Genomic DNA, 18,682 nt, shown 5'->3' with positions numbered 1-18,682 from the left:
CACCGCAACTTCATGGCACCAGGCATTTCCCGGATTAAGTTCGCCGCTGTTTACCGAGAGGTTAATAGCGGCAAATGCCAATAGTTGCAGGACCTACAAGTTAACCACAATGCGCACGAATGATTCCCATTAACAAAAAACACTCCCCGACAACCCGCTCGGACAGCTCTATGGAACAACTAAATAACTCCCCATTAATAAGCAAGCCATTAAATAGCTGACTAATAGTAATCAAGGGTTAATCCGTTATTTCAAAACCTGATTTGAAACATTTGTAAAAATCCATCAAGAGCTGCCCTCGCACATGACTTAGTGCGCTTTCATGAAACGATTTTTTCTATATATCCAATTTTCATAATATTTATAGCAAAGTAAAAAAACAGCCCCACCGCCTATACCACCCCCAGCATTCATTGAGCAAGAACAGGCTCCATCAGACTTCTTGCAAGACGCTCAGCGGAGCCGTCCCGGACTAAACACGCACTTTCCCCTGAAGCCATAAAAGTGCCTTGCAGGCCACTTCATTCAACTTACTTGCAAAACCCTCGGCCTTGACTAAGTTGATAGCTACTCGCCACTGAAGTGTTCTTCAGCCGCCAGAAGATCAATAAAAACCGCCGAGGAATTCAATAACCAGACGCCCTCCTGCCCTACCCAGCTGACACTGACACGGAATCCAGTCATATCAATCAAGAGGGACGCTTGATGAAGCGCAGCTCGTTGTCTCGTGCCTTTTCACTCAAGGGTGCGGCCGAAAATTACTGGCTCTCGTTATTACTATTCTCGATCCTGGTTATCGCCAGTTTCCTGTTGTTTGAACAGCAGATCCAACAGCTGCTGAGTCACCTGGGCACCTTCCTTCCCACCGATCCCGTACAACGCCTGAGCCTGGCCCTGTTGCTGGTAACCCTGTTGGCCCTGGACGTGCTGCTGCCCGTGCCCTCCAGCCTGGTGGCACTGCTGGCCGTGGCGGCCCTGGGCGCCATTGGCGGCTACCTGGTGATCTTCATCGGCCTGTGCCTGGGGGCCAGCCTCGGCTACTGGCTGGGGGCCGGCTACTTCCGCCTGCTGTCCAATTGGCTGGGGCTCAGGACCTGGCAACCCGGGCAACTGGCCTATCGCCTCAGCACCCTGTCGCTGGTGTGCCTGCGTGGCGTGCCGGTGCTGGCAGAAACCTCGGTGCTGGCCGCCGGCATGCAATGTTATCCGCTGCGCCAGTTTCTCCTGGTCACCACCCTGGCCAACGCCGGGCTGGCCCTGGCCTATGCCGCCATCGGCAGCCTGCTGGTGGAACAGAACGCCCTGCTGGCAACCATTCTCGCCAGCATGGTGCTGCCCGGGCTGTTCCTCGGCACCCGCAGCCTGTTCAAGAGCCGCCTGGCCCAGCCCCGGTACGATCAGGCGCAGTCTCTGGAAGGCCGCTTCCAGGTGAGCTACCACTACCCGGTGCTGTTCACCGATCACATCTTCCAGGCCGACAACCCCTGCCTGCACCAGCAACTGACCCGGCAGAACCCGGGGCGCACCACGGTGCTTGTGTTTGTCGATGAACAACTGCTGCTGTGCTCGCCCCAGTTGCCGCTGCAGATCGACCACTACTTCAGCGCCCACGCCGCCGACCTGCATCTGCAGGCCGCACCGATCGCGGTGCCGGCCGGCGAATTGAGCAAGACCCCGGACGTGCTCCAGCAGATGTACGCGCAGATGCTGGAACACGGCCTGGATCGCCACTGCTATGTGCTGGCCCTGGGCGGCGGCGCAGTGCTGGACGCAGTGGGCTATGCCTGCGCCACCTTCCACCGGGGCATGCGCCTGATCCGCATCCCGTCCACCGTGCTGGCGCAGAACGATGCCGGCATCGGGGTGAAGAATGGCATCAACGCCTTCGCCCAGAAAAACCTGCTGGGGGCCTTCTACCCGGCCACAGCGGTGATCAACGACTTCCAGCTGCTGCTCAGCCTTTCCCACCGGGACCAGATTGCCGGCCTGGCCGAAGCGGTCAAGGTCGCGGTGATCAAGGATGCCGCGTTCTTCCAGTGGATGGAGCAGCAGGCCGAAGCCCTGGCCGGTTTCGAGCACAACGCCAGCCGCTACGCCATTCGCCGCTGCGCCGAACTGCACCTGGGCCATATCACCGGTGCCGGCGATCCGTTCGAACGGGGCAATGGCCGCCCCCTGGACTACGGGCACTGGGCCGCCCATAAGCTGGAGAACCTCAGCCAGCATCGCTTGCGCCACGGTGAAGCGGTGGCCGTGGGCATGGCCCTGGATGCGCTGTATGCCAACGCCAGCGGCCTGCTGTCCGACGCCGACTGCCAGCGCCTGCTGCGACTGCTGGACAGGCTCGGCTTCAACCTCTGCCCGCCGGAACTGAGCCTGCGGGACAACCAGGGGCGTTCGCCGATCCTGGTGGGCCTGGAAGAGTTCCGCCAGCACCTGGGGGGCCAGCTGTCGATCCCGATGCTCAACCGCCTGGGCCAGTCGGTGGATGTGCACCAGATCGACATGCCGCTGATGGAACAGGCCCTGCTGCGCCTGGCGGGTTTCGGCGGGCCGGATTTCGCCTGGGGCCCGGGGTGCGCGCAATGATCCAATCGTCGCTGACCACCTGGCTGACTCTGGGCCGGGTCTCCAACCTGCCAACGGTATGGACCAATGCCCTGGCCGCCGCGCTGCTGGCCAGCAGCGCTACCACCCTGGCGCCACCCTCGCCGCTGGTCTGGACCCTGCTGCTGGTGGCGCTCTCGGCGCTGTACCTGGCGGGCATGCTGCTCAACGACCTGATGGACGCCGACTGGGACCAGCAGCACCACAACCCGCGGCCGATCGTTCTCGGCCTGGTCAGCCGCGCCCAGGTCCGCCTGGCCACTGCCGCGCTGCTGCTGCTGGCGGCGCTGGCGGTCCTCGGCCTGAGCCGGATGATTGCCCAGCCCCACTGGCTGCTGGCCAGCGCCGGATTGCTGCTGCTGTTTATCCTTGGCTACAACCTTCTGCACAAGAAATATCCGCACAGCGTCTGGCTGATGGGCGGCTGCCGCTCGGCGCTGTACCTGACCGCCGCCGCCAGCCTGGCCATGCCGCCCCAGCCATTGTGGCTGTGCGCCGCGCTGCTGGGCACCTACATCGCCGGCTTGACCTACCTGGCCCGCCTGGAGCATCGCAACCAGTTGCTCAGCCGCCTGCCGCTGCTGCTCATGCTCAGCCCTCTGCTCCTGGCCGCCTATGCCGGCAACAGCGTGTTCTGGCTGGTCCTGCTGCTGTGGCTGGGCTGGTTGGGCTGGCACTACCAGCGCCACCTGGCCAACCCGCAACAACGGCAGGTCCGCGCCTTCATCGGTGCCGGGCTGGCCGCCCTGCCGCTGTTCGACGCCCTGGTGCTGGCGGTGGCCAACCAGCCCTTGGGCAGCCTGCTGTGTGTGCTGGTGTTCTTTCTGCTTCCCCACCTTCAACGCTGGATCAAGCCGACATGAACATGGACCCCATCGCCCCTGCACCGCCGGCGCTTGCCATTCGCCATGGTGCCTTCGCCGAGCGCCAGCAATTGCTGGAACGGCATCTGGACGACGACAGCCGAAGCTGGTGGCAGCAAGCCCGGGAACAACTGGCCCGGCAGCCCTCGGCCAACACCCTGATGCTGCTCAGCAGTCAGTGTCGGCGCCGCTTGGCCAGCGCACCGCTGGCCCCCAGCCCGGACTGCAACCGCACTCAACTGGCCCGGGCGCTGCTGCTGGCCCAGTTGCTGGAGCAGCAGGCCGGCGCCGGGCAACTGGCCCTGTTGCGCCAGCTGTTTCTCTGGGGCGACGACCAGGAAAAGGCTGCCCTGCTCAAGGCCCTGGATGACCTCGACAGCCAGGGGGCCAGCCTCGACCTGGCGCTCCAGGCCGGGCGCACCAACAACCGCGAGGTGTTCGCCGCCATCGCCCTGGACAACCCCTTTGCCGCGCGCCACTACCCGGAACGGGCCTTCCACCAGCTGGTGCTCAAGACCCTGGGCATGGGCCTGGACAGCCGCCACATCCACGGCCTGGCAGAACGGCGCAGCGTCGACCTCAACCAGTTGGCCCTGGACCTGATGGAAGAACAGCTGGCCGCCGAGCGCGAGGTCGCCGACGGCCTGCCCCAGGCCATTGCCTTCGAGCTGTTGAGCCTGGCCCAGCTGCAGCGCCTGCGAGGCCTGTACCAGCAGGGACGATTGCCTGCGCACTGGCGCGACCACTTCCCGGCAGGCGGTTGACCCCCGGCAGCTGAGCCCACGATTTTTCCCGCACTCAAGCAAGGAGCCACCATGGCGAAGTACTTCGACCCGCACATTCATATGGTCAGCCGCACCACCGACGACTACCAGAACATGGCCGCCGCCGGCATCACCGGGGTCATCGAGCCTGCGTTCTGGCAAGGCCAGGCGCGCACCAGCGTCGGCAGCTTCATCGACTACTTCGACACCCTGCTGGGCTGGGAGCGCTTTCGCGCCAGCATGTTCGGCATCCACCATTTCTGCACCATCGGCCTCAACCCCAAGGAAGCCAACGACCTGTCGGTGGCTAACGAAGTGCTGGAGATCCTGCCGCGCTACCTGGTCAAGGACGGCGTGGTAGCGGTAGGGGAAATCGGCTACGACGACATCACCCCGGAAGAAGATCGCTTTCTCGCCGCGCAACTGGAACTGGCCAGACAGTTCAACCTGCCGGTGCTGGTGCACACCCCGCACCGCGACAAGATCGGCGGCACCAAGCGCACCCTGGCGGTGATCCGCGAGGTGGGCATCGCCGAAAACCTGGTGATCATCGACCACCTCAACGAACTGACCCTGCCCCTGGTGCTGGACAGCGACTGCTGGCGCGGGCACTCGATCTACCCCAACACCAAGATGTCGGAGCAGCGCATGGTGGCCCTGCTGCAGGAATACGGCAGCGAAAAAATGGTGGTCAACAGCGCCGCCGACTGGGGCATCAGCGACCCGCTCAAGGTGCCCAAGACCGGCCAGGCCATGCTCGCCGCCGGCTTCAGCGAAGCCCAGGTGGAGCAGGTGCTGTTCCACAACCCGGTGGATTTCTTCGCCCAGAGCGGGCAGTTGGACAAGCAACTGGTGAGCACCCCGCTGCCGATCGACCAGCGCCGCCAGTGGCAGGACAACTCGGCCCTGAGGGGCCAGGAACCGGTGGTCAAATGAGTGCCCGGGCCGGCTGGAACGCCGCGCAGATCGGCTACTGCAGCAACGTGCACCCGGCCCATGACGTGGCCGGCCTACGGGCGTCGATCCAGGAACATTTCCAGGGTGTGCGGCGTCAGCGTGGGCTGGCGGTGCAGGACAGCGGCCTGTGGATCAGCGCCCAGGCCGCCGCCGAACTACAGGTGCCAGAGGTGCGCGAGGCCTTCATCGAACTGCTGCACGATTGTGGCCTGCGCCTGACCTCGCTCAACGGTTTCCCCTATGGCCAGTTCCATGAAGGCGCAGTTAAGGCCGAGGTCTACCGGCCCACCTGGGCCGAACCCCAGCGCCTGGAATACAGCCTGCAACTGGCGCATCTGCTGGCCGCCGCTCTGCCCCTGGATTGCCAGCAGGGGGTGATTTCCAGCGTGCCCTTCGGTTATGCCGCCACCTGGGACGAGGCCCAGCAGCAACAGGCCGAAACCCACCTGCGGCAACTGACCGCCGAGCTGGCCAGCCTGCATCGCAGCAGCGGCAGGAAGATCCTGGTGTGCCTGGAGATGGAGCCGGATTGCGTGCTGGAAAACACCGATCAGGCCCTGGCCTTTTTCAAGCACTGGCAGGCCACCGATCCCCATCATGGCTACCTGGCGCTGTGCTTCGACGTCTGCCATCAGGCGGTGGTCTTCGAAGACTGCTATCAATCCCTGCAACGGCTGCTGGATGCGCGGGTTCCGGTGGGCAAGATCCAGCTGTCCAACGCCCTGATCTGCCAGTTGCCGTTTGCCGATCGCCCACGCCGCCAGCAGGTACTGCAGGCCTTGGGCAACTTCGCCGAAGCCACCTACCTGCATCAGGTCAAGGCCCGGGATATGGCCGGGCAGCTACTGGCCTGGGCCGACCTGCCCGGGGCCCTGGACGCCGCCGAACCGGCCCAGGGGCAATGCCCCGAGTTGCGCATTCACTTTCATGTGCCGCTGTTCAGCGAACAGTTTCTACTGGCCGAGCTCAGCGGCAGCCAGCAGGCCTTGCTGCGCACCTTCGACTTTCTCGCCGCGCACCCGAACTTCCAGCCGGTGCTGGAGGTGGAAACCTACAGCTGGAACGTGCTGCCCGGTGCGCTGCGCCCGGACAGCGAGCAGGCCTTGCTGCAAGGCATCGCCGCCGAACTGCAATGGGTCGAGGGCCAACTGCGCCAGCGGCATCTGCTGCGTACCCACTCGTCTGCCCTGGAGGCTCCGGCCCATGCCTTCTGAACGCCCGCGCCAGCCCTTGCTGCTGATCAATGTGGTGGGCCTGACACCCAGCCTGCTGGGGCCGGCCACGCCGCGGATCAACAACCTGCTGCAACGGGCGCGAATGGCCCGGCTGCGCCCGGTGTTCCCCGCCGTGACCTCCACCGTGCAGGCCTCGATCCTCACCGGGCTGCCGCCTTCGGAACACGGCATCGTCGGCAACGGCTGGTATTTCCGCGATCAGGTCGAGGTGCGTTTCTGGCTGCAGCCCAACGCGCTGATCCAGGGTGAAAAGGTCTGGCAGGCGCTGCAACGGGAGATCCCCGGCCTGCGCTGCAGCCAGCTGTTCTGGTGGTTCAACATGTATGCCCAGGTGGAGGCAGCCATCACCCCGCGCCCCCACTACCCGGCCGACGGGCGCAAGATGTTCGGCCTCTATTCGTCGCCTCCGGGGCTGCACGAACGCATCGAACAGCAGATCGGCGAGTTCCCCTTTCCGAGCTTCTGGGGCCCGGCCGCGGGGATTGCCTCCAGCCGCTGGATCGTCGACTGCGCCATCGCCGAGTTCCAGATCAGCCGCCCCGACCTGCAACTGATCTACCTGCCGCACCTGGACTACAGCCTGCAACGCCTGGGGCCGGAGCATCCGTCCATCAGCGACGAAGTGCGGGCCATCGACCATGAAGTCGGGCGCCTGCTGGATTTTGCCCAGCAGCAAGGCGCGGCCGTGATGCTGGTCTCCGAATACGGCATCGAGGCGGTGCAGCAGTCCATCTCGATCAATCGCGTGCTGCGCGAGCAAGGTCTGCTGCAGGTACGTCGTTCATTGAGCTGGGAGCTGCTGGACCCCGGCGCCAGCGCGGCCTTCGCCGTGGTCGACCACCAGATCGCCCACGTCTATGTGCGCCAGCCCGAGGACATTGCCCGGGTCAAGGCCCTGCTGCTGCGCCAGCCCGGTATCGAGCAGGTGCTGGACAGGAGCGAGCAGCGGGCCTGCCAGCTCGATCACCCACGCAGCGGCGAGCTGGTGGCGGTGGCCGCCCCGGGCTTCTGGTTCGATTACTACTACTGGTTCGACGACCGCCTGGCCCCGGATTTCGCCCGCACTGTGGATATCCACCGCAAGCCGGGCTACGACCCACTGGAGCTGTTCATCGACCCGGCGATCCGCTTTCCCAAGCTGCGGGTCGCTCGCCGGCTGCTGCAGAAGAAGCTCGGCTTTCGCTACTACATGGACCTGATTCCCCTGGACACCTCACTGATTCGCGGCAGCCACGGACGCTTGCCCAGCAGTGCCGAGGCAGGGCCCCTGCTCATCACCGATTGCGATTTACCCCTGCCGGCGCACCTGCCGGCCACCGCGGTAAAGCACCTGCTCCTAGAGCATTTCCTAGGGCGCCCCTATGACGATACGGCTCAGGCCAAGGAGATTCCATGCGGCGAACCATCCCTATAGTCGTGCTCGGTGTGTTGAGCGGCCTCGCTCACGCACAGACCACGCCCGCCTTCAATTGCAGCAACTTCCTGACGTTCAATGGTGACCAGGCCGGCACCCTGAGCACCTTCAAGCAGAGCCCGGAAACCATGGCATGGAACTGGTTTGTGTGCCTCAACCAGCCGGCCGGCTCCGGTAGCCCGGAGCGGCTCTGGGAGACGTTCAAACCATCCGATGAGGTCTACCTGAGCAAGGGGCAGGCTCCCCAGCCCTACAGCACCCAGGCCAACCTGCCGAGCCAGGTGCAGACCCAGGCGCAGAAGATCCCGGGCATGAACACCAGCGGGCTGTTCCTCAACCTGGGCAACGACACCGACGGCAGCACCGACAACGGCACCCAGCAGGTCGATGGCCTGGCCCTGGAAATGGGCAACCAGGTGCCGGAAGCGCAACGGGGCCAGTCGGTGCGTTTTCACATGTTGATGGGCCAGGACACCTTCAACTACATCGTCCAGCAGAAGATCTACAACCGGAACGGCATTGCCGCCCTGACCAGCAGCCTGAACTTTCCCGCCACGGCTTGGGAGCTGAAGACCTCCTGGTTGTGGATCGGCAGCGATAGCACCTTCCAGGCGCAACTGGCAAAGGATGGCTACTTCATCGCCCAGGCCTACTACGTCGACAAGCAGGGCCAATACCACACCGGCTACGCCGGCCTCAGCGGCATGCACGTCATCAACAAGCTGACCCACGACTGGGTCTGGACCACCTTCGAGAACCGCAACAACAGCAAGTACACCGTGACCAACGGCACGCCGGCCAAGCCCATGACCAACATCACCGGGCCCACTGACGCGGCCCAGCCGGTGAATGCCACCTTCCAGCAGCAGAACCCCACGCTGGCCCAGTACGAGTTGATCGGCGTGCAGTACGACCAGGCCCAGGCCGAGCCCAAGCTGCTGGCCAACTCCCAGCTGGAATCAGCCTTCCAGAGCCACTCCTCGTGCCTGGCCTGCCACAACACCGCGGCCTATTCGATCAACAACACCTACTTCAACTTCGCCTTGAAAGAGGATGGCGGGATCGTCTACCCCACCACCGTACTACCGGACTCCGACTTCGTCGGCTACCAGAAACTGGACTACGTCTGGTCGCTCAAACGCGCCCAGTGGCAGCGCTAAGGAGCAGCTCATGAGCGTCTTGAACTTTCCCCGGATCTACTTCAATGGCCACATGTTCTGGAACCCACCGACGGCCAACAACAACGACGTTTTCCCGCTATATGACGCGGTGAAGATGCGCATGAACTGGCCGTTCCTGTCCTACTACGGGATCAACGACCAGAACGCCCCGCAACAGCTGATGCCCTGGACCATCGCCCCGCTGGCCTACGAGAACGTGCCGGACTACGTGCTGCAGGTGCCCACCAATGGCTCGCCCAGTGGCTACCCGATGATTCCCGCCGAATGGGACCTGTTCGGCGACAACGCCTGCGGCTTGGTCGACTACGAGCAGACCCGCTCGGTGATCGTCGGTGGCGAGTTCCAGGCCAACACCTACATCGACAACGACCCGCTGGTGAACAAGTGTTACCAGTTGCAGGGCAACCCGTTCGGCAGCGCCGCGCCGACAGCCGCGCGCTTCGTCGATATCAGCCCCTGGCAGAACACCTTCACCGCCCTGTACTTCGACAAACTGGTACTGGGGGACGCCACCTGCGGCCTGACCTTGAAGCGCCGGTACCGCATGCTCGACCGCTTCCTCAACTTCAACTGGGGGGCCTTCGGCGGCTTGAGCTACGTGACTACCACCTGGCAGACCTGCTTCCCGAAAGACCAGCTGCAGTGGATCGTCGGCGACTCGCAACTGCTGAAGACCCTGCAACAGGAGATGATCAACCAGAACGCCAAGGGCCTGATGTTCCGGTTCACCACCTACCTGACCTTCTACGACAAGAACGGCATCTTCAACGACTTCCCGGTGGTGGACAGCCACTCCAAGACGCCCGAAGCCATGGCCGCGCTGCAGGCGATGTACCAGAAGGGCCTGGATAACGTCGCCGACATCTTCTTCAACCCGGCCTACAGCCGCACCGCCGGTACTCTGGGCCTGTGGTTCGACAATGAATACCCCACCGCTCCGGCTGGCCGGCGCCTGGAACCCAAGGCCCCGGTACCGGTGTGCAAGGCGGTTCCCAAAGACACCAAGCCTGCGGCCATGACCCTGGGGGTGATCAGCGCCCAAGTGCACGACAACACCCTGTCCCTGGACCTGGGCAATACCTTTCCGTTCTATCCCGCCGGAGACAGCGCCGCACTGCCGCCCACCAACACTGACCTGAGCCAGGGAATTCCGGTGCCCGGGAAATACCTGGCCGGTGATTACGACATCGGGGTACGGCCCACTGGCGGCGCTTTCCACAAAGTCGCCAGCTTTGGCTTCGAACAGTATCGCCAGACCGCCTTCGACAAGCGCGCCGGCCTGCTGGACCTGCCCATCAGCCCCGCCGACCAGGCCGCGTTGCAACAGGGCGCCCTGGAGCTGCAGTTGCAGGGCAGCCAGGAACTGGTCGCCGCCGCCCAGAATATGTGGACCGCCGAGGTCCTCGACAGCGGCTGCTTCATCGATGTGGGCGACACCCGGGTCCTGAGCATCATGGTGCAGTACGACGGCCTGCCCGCGCCCGCGGGCACCGTGCTGTGGGTGGCGGAGTACAACAACGCCTACATGCTGACCACCAGCGACTATTACCTGGCCTTCAGTAACGCGGCCAACTTCACCCTGTTCAACAACTACCCGAAGGACCCCGGGAGCAACACGTCGAACCGACCGCAGTTCGTCGGCACCCAGACCGCTGAAAGCCTGTTGCACGTGGGCAGCGGCCGCCGGCTCAGCGCGGTGCTGAACGTCGAGGACAGCGAGCCATCCGAGCCCATGCTCTACCAGAGCTTCCTGACCACGCCCTCGGCCGCGGCCCTGAGCCCCCGCCTGCAGTTCACCAATGGGCAGGCACGCAGCGGCACCCTGGCAGACCCGCTGAACGCCACCGTGCAGTACAGCCTGGCGCAGATCCTGACCGACGCCAATGGCATCGCCCAGGTGTCGGTCAAGGCCGTGGCGGCCGGCTTCCCGACCTTGCGCTTCTTCATCCAGGACGGCCAGCAGCAACCGACGGTGCCCTTCAGCTTCAACTACACCGACGCCTACACCGACTTCCTTGCGCCCCTGCGGGTCCTGCCCCAGGAGCCGGAGATGCTCAAGGACTTCATCGACTGCTGGAACCGGGTGTGCACCCAGGACGACGCCAGCGTGCGGATCTGGAAGGAGTTCATCTTCCCCAGAATCCTCCAGCCTTTCTATTACCTCTACCCGATCATGAACAAGTTCATGCCGCTCAACTCCCTGCAACGCATCGAGGGCGCGATCAACCAGTTCATCGTGCTGATCAGCAAGGACTACCAGGAGGAAAGCACCCTGGCCATGCCGATCACCCGGGACCTGCCGCAAAGCCGGCGCAGGGTGCTGGAGATCTGGGCCCAGGACCTGGTGAGCAAGGGCTACCCACCGATCCCGCTGAAACTCAACGACTACCCCCACGGCTGAGCCACAAAGGCCAGCTCATGGAATGCCGGGCGACCCCGTCGCCCGGCGCTTTCAAAGGAGTGTCAGATGAACGCCAGTCTCTTCAAGCAACTGCTGTTGGCCGCCAGCCTGCTGAGCGCCAGCCAAACGCTATGGGCCGAGACCTACCCCGACAACGTCTACTTCAACATGGGCGTGCACAACGACCGGGGGTGCGACGCCAAGACCAACAACTGCATCGCCAAGCGCAAACCCGGCGAGCCGGCCGATCCGCTCTACCCGGCAACCTGGGTCAGTGACTGGATCATGTACCGGGTCACCGCCAACTACGTGAAGAACCCACCGCCCTACAGCAGCCCGCCCAGCACCCTGAAACCGGCCGACTACACCGTGTCCCGGGGCACCAGCTACTACGACAACGACTATGTGCCGGCCGACAAGGACGGCACCGGGGCGATGATGGAGCACTACGAGAAGTACTGCCTGCCGATCTTCCCGATCAAGGACAACAACTACACCTGCTCCTTCGTTTCCCTGGGCAACAAGGCCTACTTCCTCACCTACCCCGAGGACCGGCCAAAGGACATGCCGGCCTGCTGCATGTTCTCGCCCATGAACCACCCGCCGCGCCGGGACTTCATCAAGCACCTGCCCTACAGCGCCGCCCGCAGCCAGCATCTGGATGGCAGCGTGCAGGCCTACGCGCTGGAGATCCCGGTCCAGCCGAGCCCGATTCTGTTCGGCTATGCGTTCTACAAGAAAGCCAGCAGCGACGGCCCGGGCCAGCCGGCCTATCAGCATCCACAATCGTTCTATTTCTCCGGTGACGAGAGCGTCGCCAACGCGCCAATCGTCAGCCAGAACTACCTCAACTGGCGCACCGAGAAACCAAATCCGGCCAAGACCTGGGACCAGGTGGCGAAGATGTGCCCGGCCAACCCGCCGGACTGCCAGCTCTTCACGCCACCGCCATCGCTGAAGAACGGTGCGCGGCCGCAGTGGAACCAACTTTCGCCCCCCTCGCCATGACAGGAGCCGCCTCATGAACCCTTGGAGCCGTTTCACCGCCCTGTTGTTGCTTGGCCTGGGCAGCCAGCAGGCCAGCGCCCTGCAGCCCAGCGCAGCGGCGCCGCAGACCAGCTGCCCGCCCACGGCTGCGGTGCCTGCTGCGGGCGCGTCGCAGCAGGCTTTCGATCAATACAGCTGGAAGATGTTCATCAACCTGAACTGGCCGGCCCAGGCGGGACAGCGCGGAGTGGCCGATTGCAGCAAGCCCCTGGGCAGCCCTGGCGATACCGTGTGGCAGACCTACAAGAGCGTCAGCGAGACCTTCCTCCCCGGGGCCAAGAATCCGGGCCTCTGGAACTCGCAACTGCCCCGCAGAAATCTCAGCCTGATCAACATCGCCGCGGTCAAGAACACCCAGGTGGTGCAAGCGGACAACCAGGCGGTGGGCGGCTGGCTGATTGACCAGCGCGGCAACCCGACCTACTACGACATCGCCGCCAACGAGGTCTCCTACAACTACATCGTCGATAACGACTTCTACAACGCGGTGGTCGTCAACGCAGCGAAGAACATCAGCTTTCCCAACAACGCCGGCGAGATCAAGAGCAGTTGGCGCATCCTCAGCAGCGCCGACGACAGCAGCCGCTATCTGACAATGAAGGCCCTGGTCACCCAGTTCGACAGTCAGGGACAGCCCAACGGCACCACCGAGGCCACTTTGGGATTGGTGGGGTTGCACATCATCAGCAAGGTGGAGGGGTTCCCGCAGTGGGTCTGGTCGACCTTCGAGCAGGTCGACAACGTGCCTCCCAAGACCCAGCTGGGGGGCCGTTGGGTGGACCAACCGGTCTCGGGGATTTTCTACTCCTACTTCAACGCCAAGGCGCCCGCCGAAAGCCTCAACCAATCCCCCTGCCTGTGGCAGCAACAAGCTGGACAAATGGTCTGTACCCCAAAACCCGGTAACAGCTTCAGTACCCCGGACCCGCTGAACCGGGTCACCCCGATCACGGACGTCACCCAGCAGATCAATACCCAATACCAGGGCGATCCGCAGGTACAGCAAAGCGTGTTCAAGTACTACCAGTTGATCACCACCCAACGCCCGCAGTCGCCGGATAACCCCGGCAACCCCTTGGGGCAACCAACGCCATCACTGTCGGCCAACGTCACCATGGAAAGTTACATCCAGACCAACAGCAGCTGCATGAACTGCCATTCCATGGCCGCACCGCTCAACAGCCAGTACAAGAGCGACTTCTCCTTCCTGTTCAGATTCGCCCAAGCCCCAGTCACCAGCGTCGCCAAGGATAAGGAATAGATCATGAGCATATTGAATGGACCCCGACTGAACTTCTGGGGCGGCATCTCTACCGACGTCAGCGTGCCAAACAACTCACCGACCTTGCCCAATGGCATCGCCACCTCCCTTGAGCTGTTCGACCTGACCACCTCGACCGTGGCGGACCAGGCCAAGACCTATAGCGATGAGCACCTGTACCAACTGATCAACGCCCCGGACCCGAGAATCGGCCCCAACAGTCGGTACACGGCCGGCGGCTGGAACCACTATGGCGAACACGTGGTGACGCTGCACAACGCGCTGATCAGTTCCCAAGGCACCCCGGGCAACATTGCGCTGGAAGGGGATATGGTCGGACAGCCGGTTTACCTGCTCGGCTCCGTGACCCCCGGCACCGGACAAGGTCCCTACTCCGGCCCAATGATGGTCGACCTGGACCCCACAGCCAGCACCACGACCCAGATCTTTGTCGGAGGCCTGCAGATCGGCAACGGCAACACGCCTCAGCTCTTGATTCGCTGGGATACCGTGTGCAGCAGTTTCGACCTCAATACCCGGGTGCTGGAACCTGCAACCATGGACTCGCCGGGCTCCTTCCACGCCAGCGGCACCTTTCAACTGACCTTTCCGCTGAGCAGCATCGTCAGCTACAACAAGGAAAGTGCCGGACTCCGGGCCCTGATCGAGGCGCCCAACGCTACCGGGATCGTGCTGCGTTTCGTGATGTTCGAAATGTGTCCGACCCTGACCACCGAGCAACTGAATGCCGACTACGCAGCCAACCAGTTCAGCCCGAACCCGAGCATCGGCCGGGTCATCGGTACCCTGGCCACGGCGTTTACCGATGAGCCGCAGATCTGTCCGCCGGGCCGCCAAATCATCAATGCCGACAAAGACCTGAACATCAACAGCGTGGCCTATGCCGAGGTCGCCAACGGGCAACTGAGCATCGACATGGTCAACCTGATCCCCAAGCAGACGTTCAGGGCTGTACGCGACGACATCACCAGCCCCATCGGCCCCAACGCCGACTTCGGGACCGTCACCATCGCGGCCGGAACCACGCCCCTGGCGAGCTTCGAGCCCAGCAATCCGCTGCTGCAAGACTACTACCGGTACGGCGGCATCATCGACGTGCCGCTCAACTCGACCCAGACACAGGTGGTGCAGAGCACGCCCTTGTGCATTAGTGCCCCCGGGACCACCCGCAACCCGGCGCTGTCGGCCCCCGAATGCCCGTATCGGGTCTACAGCGATCAGCGCAACACCTACCTCGATCCCGACAGCACAGGCGTGCAGATCACCTTGCAAGTCCGTTATCTGGGAGCGCCGGTGCAGAAGGCTACGCCGATCAGCATCGATGCCTCGGCGACCGCCGTCTATCAAGCCAACCGCTACTGGAACTTCCTGGAGCTTCCGAACTCGGTAACGGTGCCGGCCGGTCAACCTTCGGTGAGTTTCAACGTCGTTCCCGTCGCCGGTTCCAATACCCAGGCTGGCTTCACCACACTGACCTACACCATCGACAACAACCCTCTGACCCAGAGCTTCAGCAACTTCCGCAAGTACGCCTGGAGCGACTTCGGCGTTCCAACAGGCAGCATCGTCACCTGGGAACAGGCGTTTCAAAACGTGCTGCGCTTTCATTACCTGGCCTTCCCCGCCATGTCGCGCTACATCCAGCTCAATCAGCCCGACGCGGTGATGGGTTACAAACAGGCGATCCTGGCCCGGATATCCCCCGAGTACCAGAACACCACCTTGTACATGTCCGTGGTGCGTTCGATGTCGCCAAGCCAACGCTCCCTGCTGACCGCCTACCTCAACGGCACGCCCTGGCAGCCTTGAACAAGGAGAAGACCATGCCCGTTGCTCTGCATATTCCCACCCAGCTCGAGCAGGTGCTGCGACCGGATCACGTCATCGCCGAGGGCCTGCTCAACCCTCGCGGGGTTTGCCTGCAAGGCGATGGCAGCCTGCTGCTGGCGGAAGCCGGCTCAGGCCTGCCGGACCAGCCGTTCAGCGGCCGCATCAGCCGCCTGCGTCCGGATCCGGGCCAGCCGGGCGCCTACCTGCCGCCCCAGGTCGTGGCCCAGGGTTTTCGTTCGATGAACATGCAATCGCGCATGCTGCGCGACGAAATCATGGGCCTGTCGGACATCGCCCTGGGCGACGGGCGCTGCCTGGCCAGCCAAACCGACTACGTCGCCGGCTCCAAGCTCCTGGACCTGCAATACAACCCGCCCGAGCCGCTGTTCCATAGTCGCGGCAACCTCAACTCGCTGTGCTATCACCCGTCGCGCCGCAGCTGGCTGGCGGTCAAGCCCGATAGCAACCAACTGGTGGAGTTCACCGAAGGCGGTGAACAAGTCCTGGCGCAGCTGCCCGATCTGGATCAGGGCCAGGAAGCCGTGCCGGTGACCCTGGTGCACGAGCCGCAGACCGATGCAGTGCTGGTCAGCCTGTTCTCCGGCGAGCTGCGCCGGGACCCGCCGCGGATGGGTATCGACTTCGCCGACAAGGCGGGCCAGGTGATCCGGGTCTGGCCCGAGAGCGGCAGGATCGAGGTGCTGATTCGCGGGTTGCAACTGCCCACCGGGCTGGCGCTGGACCCGCAGGAGCGGATCCTGGTGCTGGAACTGTGCGACCGGCTGCTGCAACCGTTGCCGCCGGACTGGGCCGGCGAAGTCCTGCACGGCGGCTTCGCCCGCTTCAGCGGCCGCCTGCTGCGCTGCGATTTGCAGCAACGCAGCGTGCAAGTACTCGCCAAGGGCCTGGATACGCCTTCCAACCTGTGCTGCGTCGGAGATGCGGTGCTGGTGAGTGAAGGCATGGGCCTGAGTGGGCGGCCGATTCCGACGCCGGAGCAGCAGGTGGTCGCACTGAGCGGCCGACTGCGGCGAGTGGCGCTTTGAGCTGAGTGATGCGGCACACCGGTTAAACCCGGGCATAAAAAAACGGGGCCATCTGCATGGCCCCGTTTTTATCGATGCTGAACGCTGAAAACAGCGATCAGAACGGAATATCGTCATCGAAGCTGTCGAAGTCCGGAGCCGGCTGCGGAGCGGCCTGCTGTGGCGCTGGACGCGACTCACGCTGAGGCTGCGGAGCAGGACGGGACTGCTGTGGACGCGGTGCCGAGTTGGACATGCCGCCCTGGCCTTGCTGGTCGCCCTGTGGACGGCCACCCAGCAGCTGCATGGTGCCCTGCATGTCGACGATGATTTCGGTGGTGTAGCGCTTGATACCGTCTTTTTCCCACTCGCGGGTCTGCAGCTTGCCCTCGATGTAGACCTGCGAACCTTTGCGCAGGTATTCACCGGCGATCTCCGCGACCTTGCCGAACATCGACACGCGGTGCCACTCGGTGCGCTCGACCTTCTGACCGGTCTGCTTGTCGGTCCACTGCTCGCTGGTGGCCAGACTCAGGTTGGTCACGGCGTTACCGTTAGGCAGGTAGCGAACTTCGGGATCCTGGCCGCAAGTGCCGACCAATATGACTTTGTTAACCCCACGGGCCATAACGTTCTCCTAGGCTTCGCTCGCCGACGGCGCTGGATTGACCAGCTGCTCGAGGGTCGTGCGATCCAATAATTCGGTGTCCAATTTGATGTAAATGGCGGCCTCTTCGGCCACCACTACGGCATCTGTTACCCCAACAACGGCCTTCAGGCGCTCGACCAGGCCGGCTTCGCGGATCGCTTCGGGCGATAACGGCAAGCGCAGGCTCGTCACATACGGGGGCTCGCGCATGGTAACAGCAAAGGCCAGCCAGAGTGCAGCCAGGACTGCGCATCCAAGGAACACAGCCGACAAACCGCCATGCTGGAACAACCAGCCGCCGAGGATGCCGCCCAGTGCCGAACCGAGGAACTGGCTGGTGGAATACACCCCCATCGCCGTTCCTTTACCACCCGCCGGCGAAACCTTGCTGATCAGCGACGGCAAGGACGCTTCCAGCAGGTTGAACGCGGTGAAGAACACCACGGTACCAATCACCAGCGCCCGCAGGCTGTCGCCGAACTCCCAGAAGAATAGCTCGGTGAGCAGCAGCGTACTGACCGCGCCCAACAGAACTCGTTTCATTTTGCGTTTCTTCTCGCCGTAGATGATGAACGGGATCATGGCGAAGAACGAAATCAGCAGTGCGGTGAGGTAGACCCACCAGTGCTGCTCCTTGGGCAGGCCGGCTTTTTCCACCAGCGCCAGGGGCAAGGCCACGAAGCTCGACATGAGCATCGCGTGCAACACGAAGATACCAAGATCCAGGCGCAGCAGATCGGGGTGCTTGAGGGTCGGGATCAGCGCCTGGCGCGCCACTCCGGATTCCCGGTGCTGCAGCGGCCCGGTTGAGCGCGGCACCATGAAGGCGATGATCAGAATGCCCACCAGGGCCATGGCCCCGGTGGCCAGGAACAGCCCCGAAAGCCCGAAACTGCGGGTCAGCAGCGGGCCAACCACCATGGCCACGGCAAAGGACAGACCGATGGTCATGCCAATCATGGCCATGGCCTTGGTCCGGTGCTGTTCGCGGGTCAGGTCGGAAAGCAGCGCCATCACCGCCGCGGAAATTGCGCCGGCGCCCTGCAGGATACGCCCGGCGATCACCCCCCAGATCGAATCGGCGTTGGCCGCCAGCACACTGCCCAGGGCGAACACGATCAACCCCAGGTAGATAACCGGACGACGACCGATACGGTCGGAAATGATCCCGAAGGGAATCTGGAACACTGCCTGGGTCAGGCCATAGGCACCAATCGCCAGCCCGATCAGGGTCGGGGTCGCTCCTGCGAGATCCATTCCATAGGTCGCCAGGACCGGCAGTACCATGAACATGCCAAGCATACGGAAGGCGAACACCAGGGCCAGCCCGCTTGCCGCGCGGGTCTCGCTGCCACTCATGCGTTCGTTGTGGGGATCGTGCATGGATAAACCTCATGTGAACCGGCGGCGATTCTACCAGTCGGATC

Annotated in this window: 14 protein-coding genes; 12 read left to right on the top strand and 2 right to left on the bottom strand. The window is 63.5% G+C overall.

All coding sequences use genetic code 11. The features are described 5' to 3' along the window. The first annotated feature begins 705 nt into the window (after nucleotides 1–705). From F6S12_RS07800 to F6S12_RS07745, 12 genes are all read left to right on the top strand, one after another. On the top strand, nucleotides 706–2,589 hold the full coding sequence (locus F6S12_RS07800; protein WP_315868818.1) for a 3-dehydroquinate synthase: 1,884 nt from the start codon (nucleotides 706–708) through the stop codon (nucleotides 2,587–2,589). Next, entirely contained in the window at nucleotides 2,586–3,470 is an 885-nt protein-coding gene (locus tag F6S12_RS07795) for a UbiA family prenyltransferase (protein WP_011063756.1), read from the top strand. The genes F6S12_RS07800 and F6S12_RS07795 overlap by 4 nt, the downstream gene beginning before the upstream one ends. Beyond that, nucleotides 3,467–4,234: an EboA domain-containing protein gene (locus F6S12_RS07790; protein WP_123473020.1), complete on the top strand. Its 768-nt coding sequence runs from the start codon at nucleotides 3,467–3,469 to the stop codon at nucleotides 4,232–4,234. The genes F6S12_RS07795 and F6S12_RS07790 overlap by 4 nt, the downstream gene beginning before the upstream one ends. Nucleotides 4,235–4,285: 51 nt before the next feature. Further along, entirely contained in the window at nucleotides 4,286–5,170 is an 885-nt protein-coding gene (locus F6S12_RS07785; protein ID WP_011063758.1) for a TatD family hydrolase, read from the top strand. After that, complete coding sequence (gene eboE / locus F6S12_RS07780) at nucleotides 5,167–6,405, top strand: metabolite traffic protein EboE (RefSeq protein WP_053154141.1); 1,239 nt, start codon at nucleotides 5,167–5,169, stop codon at nucleotides 6,403–6,405. The genes F6S12_RS07785 and eboE overlap by 4 nt, the downstream gene beginning before the upstream one ends. Continuing rightward, nucleotides 6,395–7,840, top strand: a complete 1,446-nt coding sequence (locus F6S12_RS07775) for an alkaline phosphatase family protein (protein ID WP_315868817.1) — start codon at nucleotides 6,395–6,397, stop codon at nucleotides 7,838–7,840. Before eboE ends, F6S12_RS07775 begins: the two co-directional genes overlap by 11 nt. Further along, nucleotides 7,819–9,000, top strand: a complete 1,182-nt coding sequence (locus F6S12_RS07770; RefSeq protein ID WP_315868816.1) for a hypothetical protein — start codon at nucleotides 7,819–7,821, stop codon at nucleotides 8,998–9,000. The genes F6S12_RS07775 and F6S12_RS07770 overlap by 22 nt, the downstream gene beginning before the upstream one ends. 10 nt (nucleotides 9,001–9,010) lie before the next feature. Then, nucleotides 9,011–11,422: a hypothetical protein gene (locus F6S12_RS07765; RefSeq protein WP_315868815.1), complete on the top strand. Its 2,412-nt coding sequence runs from the start codon at nucleotides 9,011–9,013 to the stop codon at nucleotides 11,420–11,422. A 66-nt stretch (nucleotides 11,423–11,488) separates the two neighbouring features. Continuing rightward, nucleotides 11,489–12,430 carry a hypothetical protein gene (locus F6S12_RS07760; protein WP_041120045.1) on the top strand — a complete coding sequence of 314 codons (942 nt, stop codon included), beginning with the start codon at nucleotides 11,489–11,491 and terminating at the stop codon, nucleotides 12,428–12,430. A gap of 13 nt (nucleotides 12,431–12,443) precedes the next feature. Continuing rightward, nucleotides 12,444–13,730 carry a hypothetical protein gene (locus tag F6S12_RS07755; RefSeq protein ID WP_015637223.1) on the top strand — a complete coding sequence of 429 codons (1,287 nt, stop codon included), beginning with the start codon at nucleotides 12,444–12,446 and terminating at the stop codon, nucleotides 13,728–13,730. Between the two features lie 3 nt (nucleotides 13,731–13,733). Then, nucleotides 13,734–15,560, top strand: coding sequence for a hypothetical protein (locus F6S12_RS07750; RefSeq protein WP_015637224.1), 1,827 nt, complete (start codon nucleotides 13,734–13,736; stop codon nucleotides 15,558–15,560). Between the two features lie 14 nt (nucleotides 15,561–15,574). Next, a complete protein-coding gene (locus tag F6S12_RS07745; protein WP_315868814.1) occupies nucleotides 15,575–16,627 on the top strand; it encodes a hypothetical protein in 1,053 nt (350 codons plus the stop codon). Between the two features lie 97 nt (nucleotides 16,628–16,724). Here F6S12_RS07745 and F6S12_RS07740 read toward each other — a convergent pair whose 3' ends face one another. Together F6S12_RS07740 and F6S12_RS07735 are read right to left on the bottom strand one after the other, a co-directional pair. Beyond that, entirely contained in the window at nucleotides 16,725–17,234 is a 510-nt protein-coding gene (locus F6S12_RS07740) for a single-stranded DNA-binding protein (protein ID WP_011063767.1), read from the bottom strand. Between the two features lie 9 nt (nucleotides 17,235–17,243). After that, on the bottom strand, nucleotides 17,244–18,638 hold the full coding sequence (locus tag F6S12_RS07735; protein ID WP_011063768.1) for an MFS transporter: 1,395 nt from the start codon (nucleotides 18,636–18,638) through the stop codon (nucleotides 17,244–17,246). Between the last annotated feature and the right edge of the window lie 44 nt (nucleotides 18,639–18,682).

Origin of the sequence: Pseudomonas sp. JV245A (assembly GCF_032424515.1) — a bacterium.
GTDB classification, from domain to species: Bacteria; Pseudomonadota; Gammaproteobacteria; order Pseudomonadales; family Pseudomonadaceae; genus Aquipseudomonas; species Aquipseudomonas protegens.
This window is presented reverse-complemented; position numbering and strand designations above follow the sequence as displayed.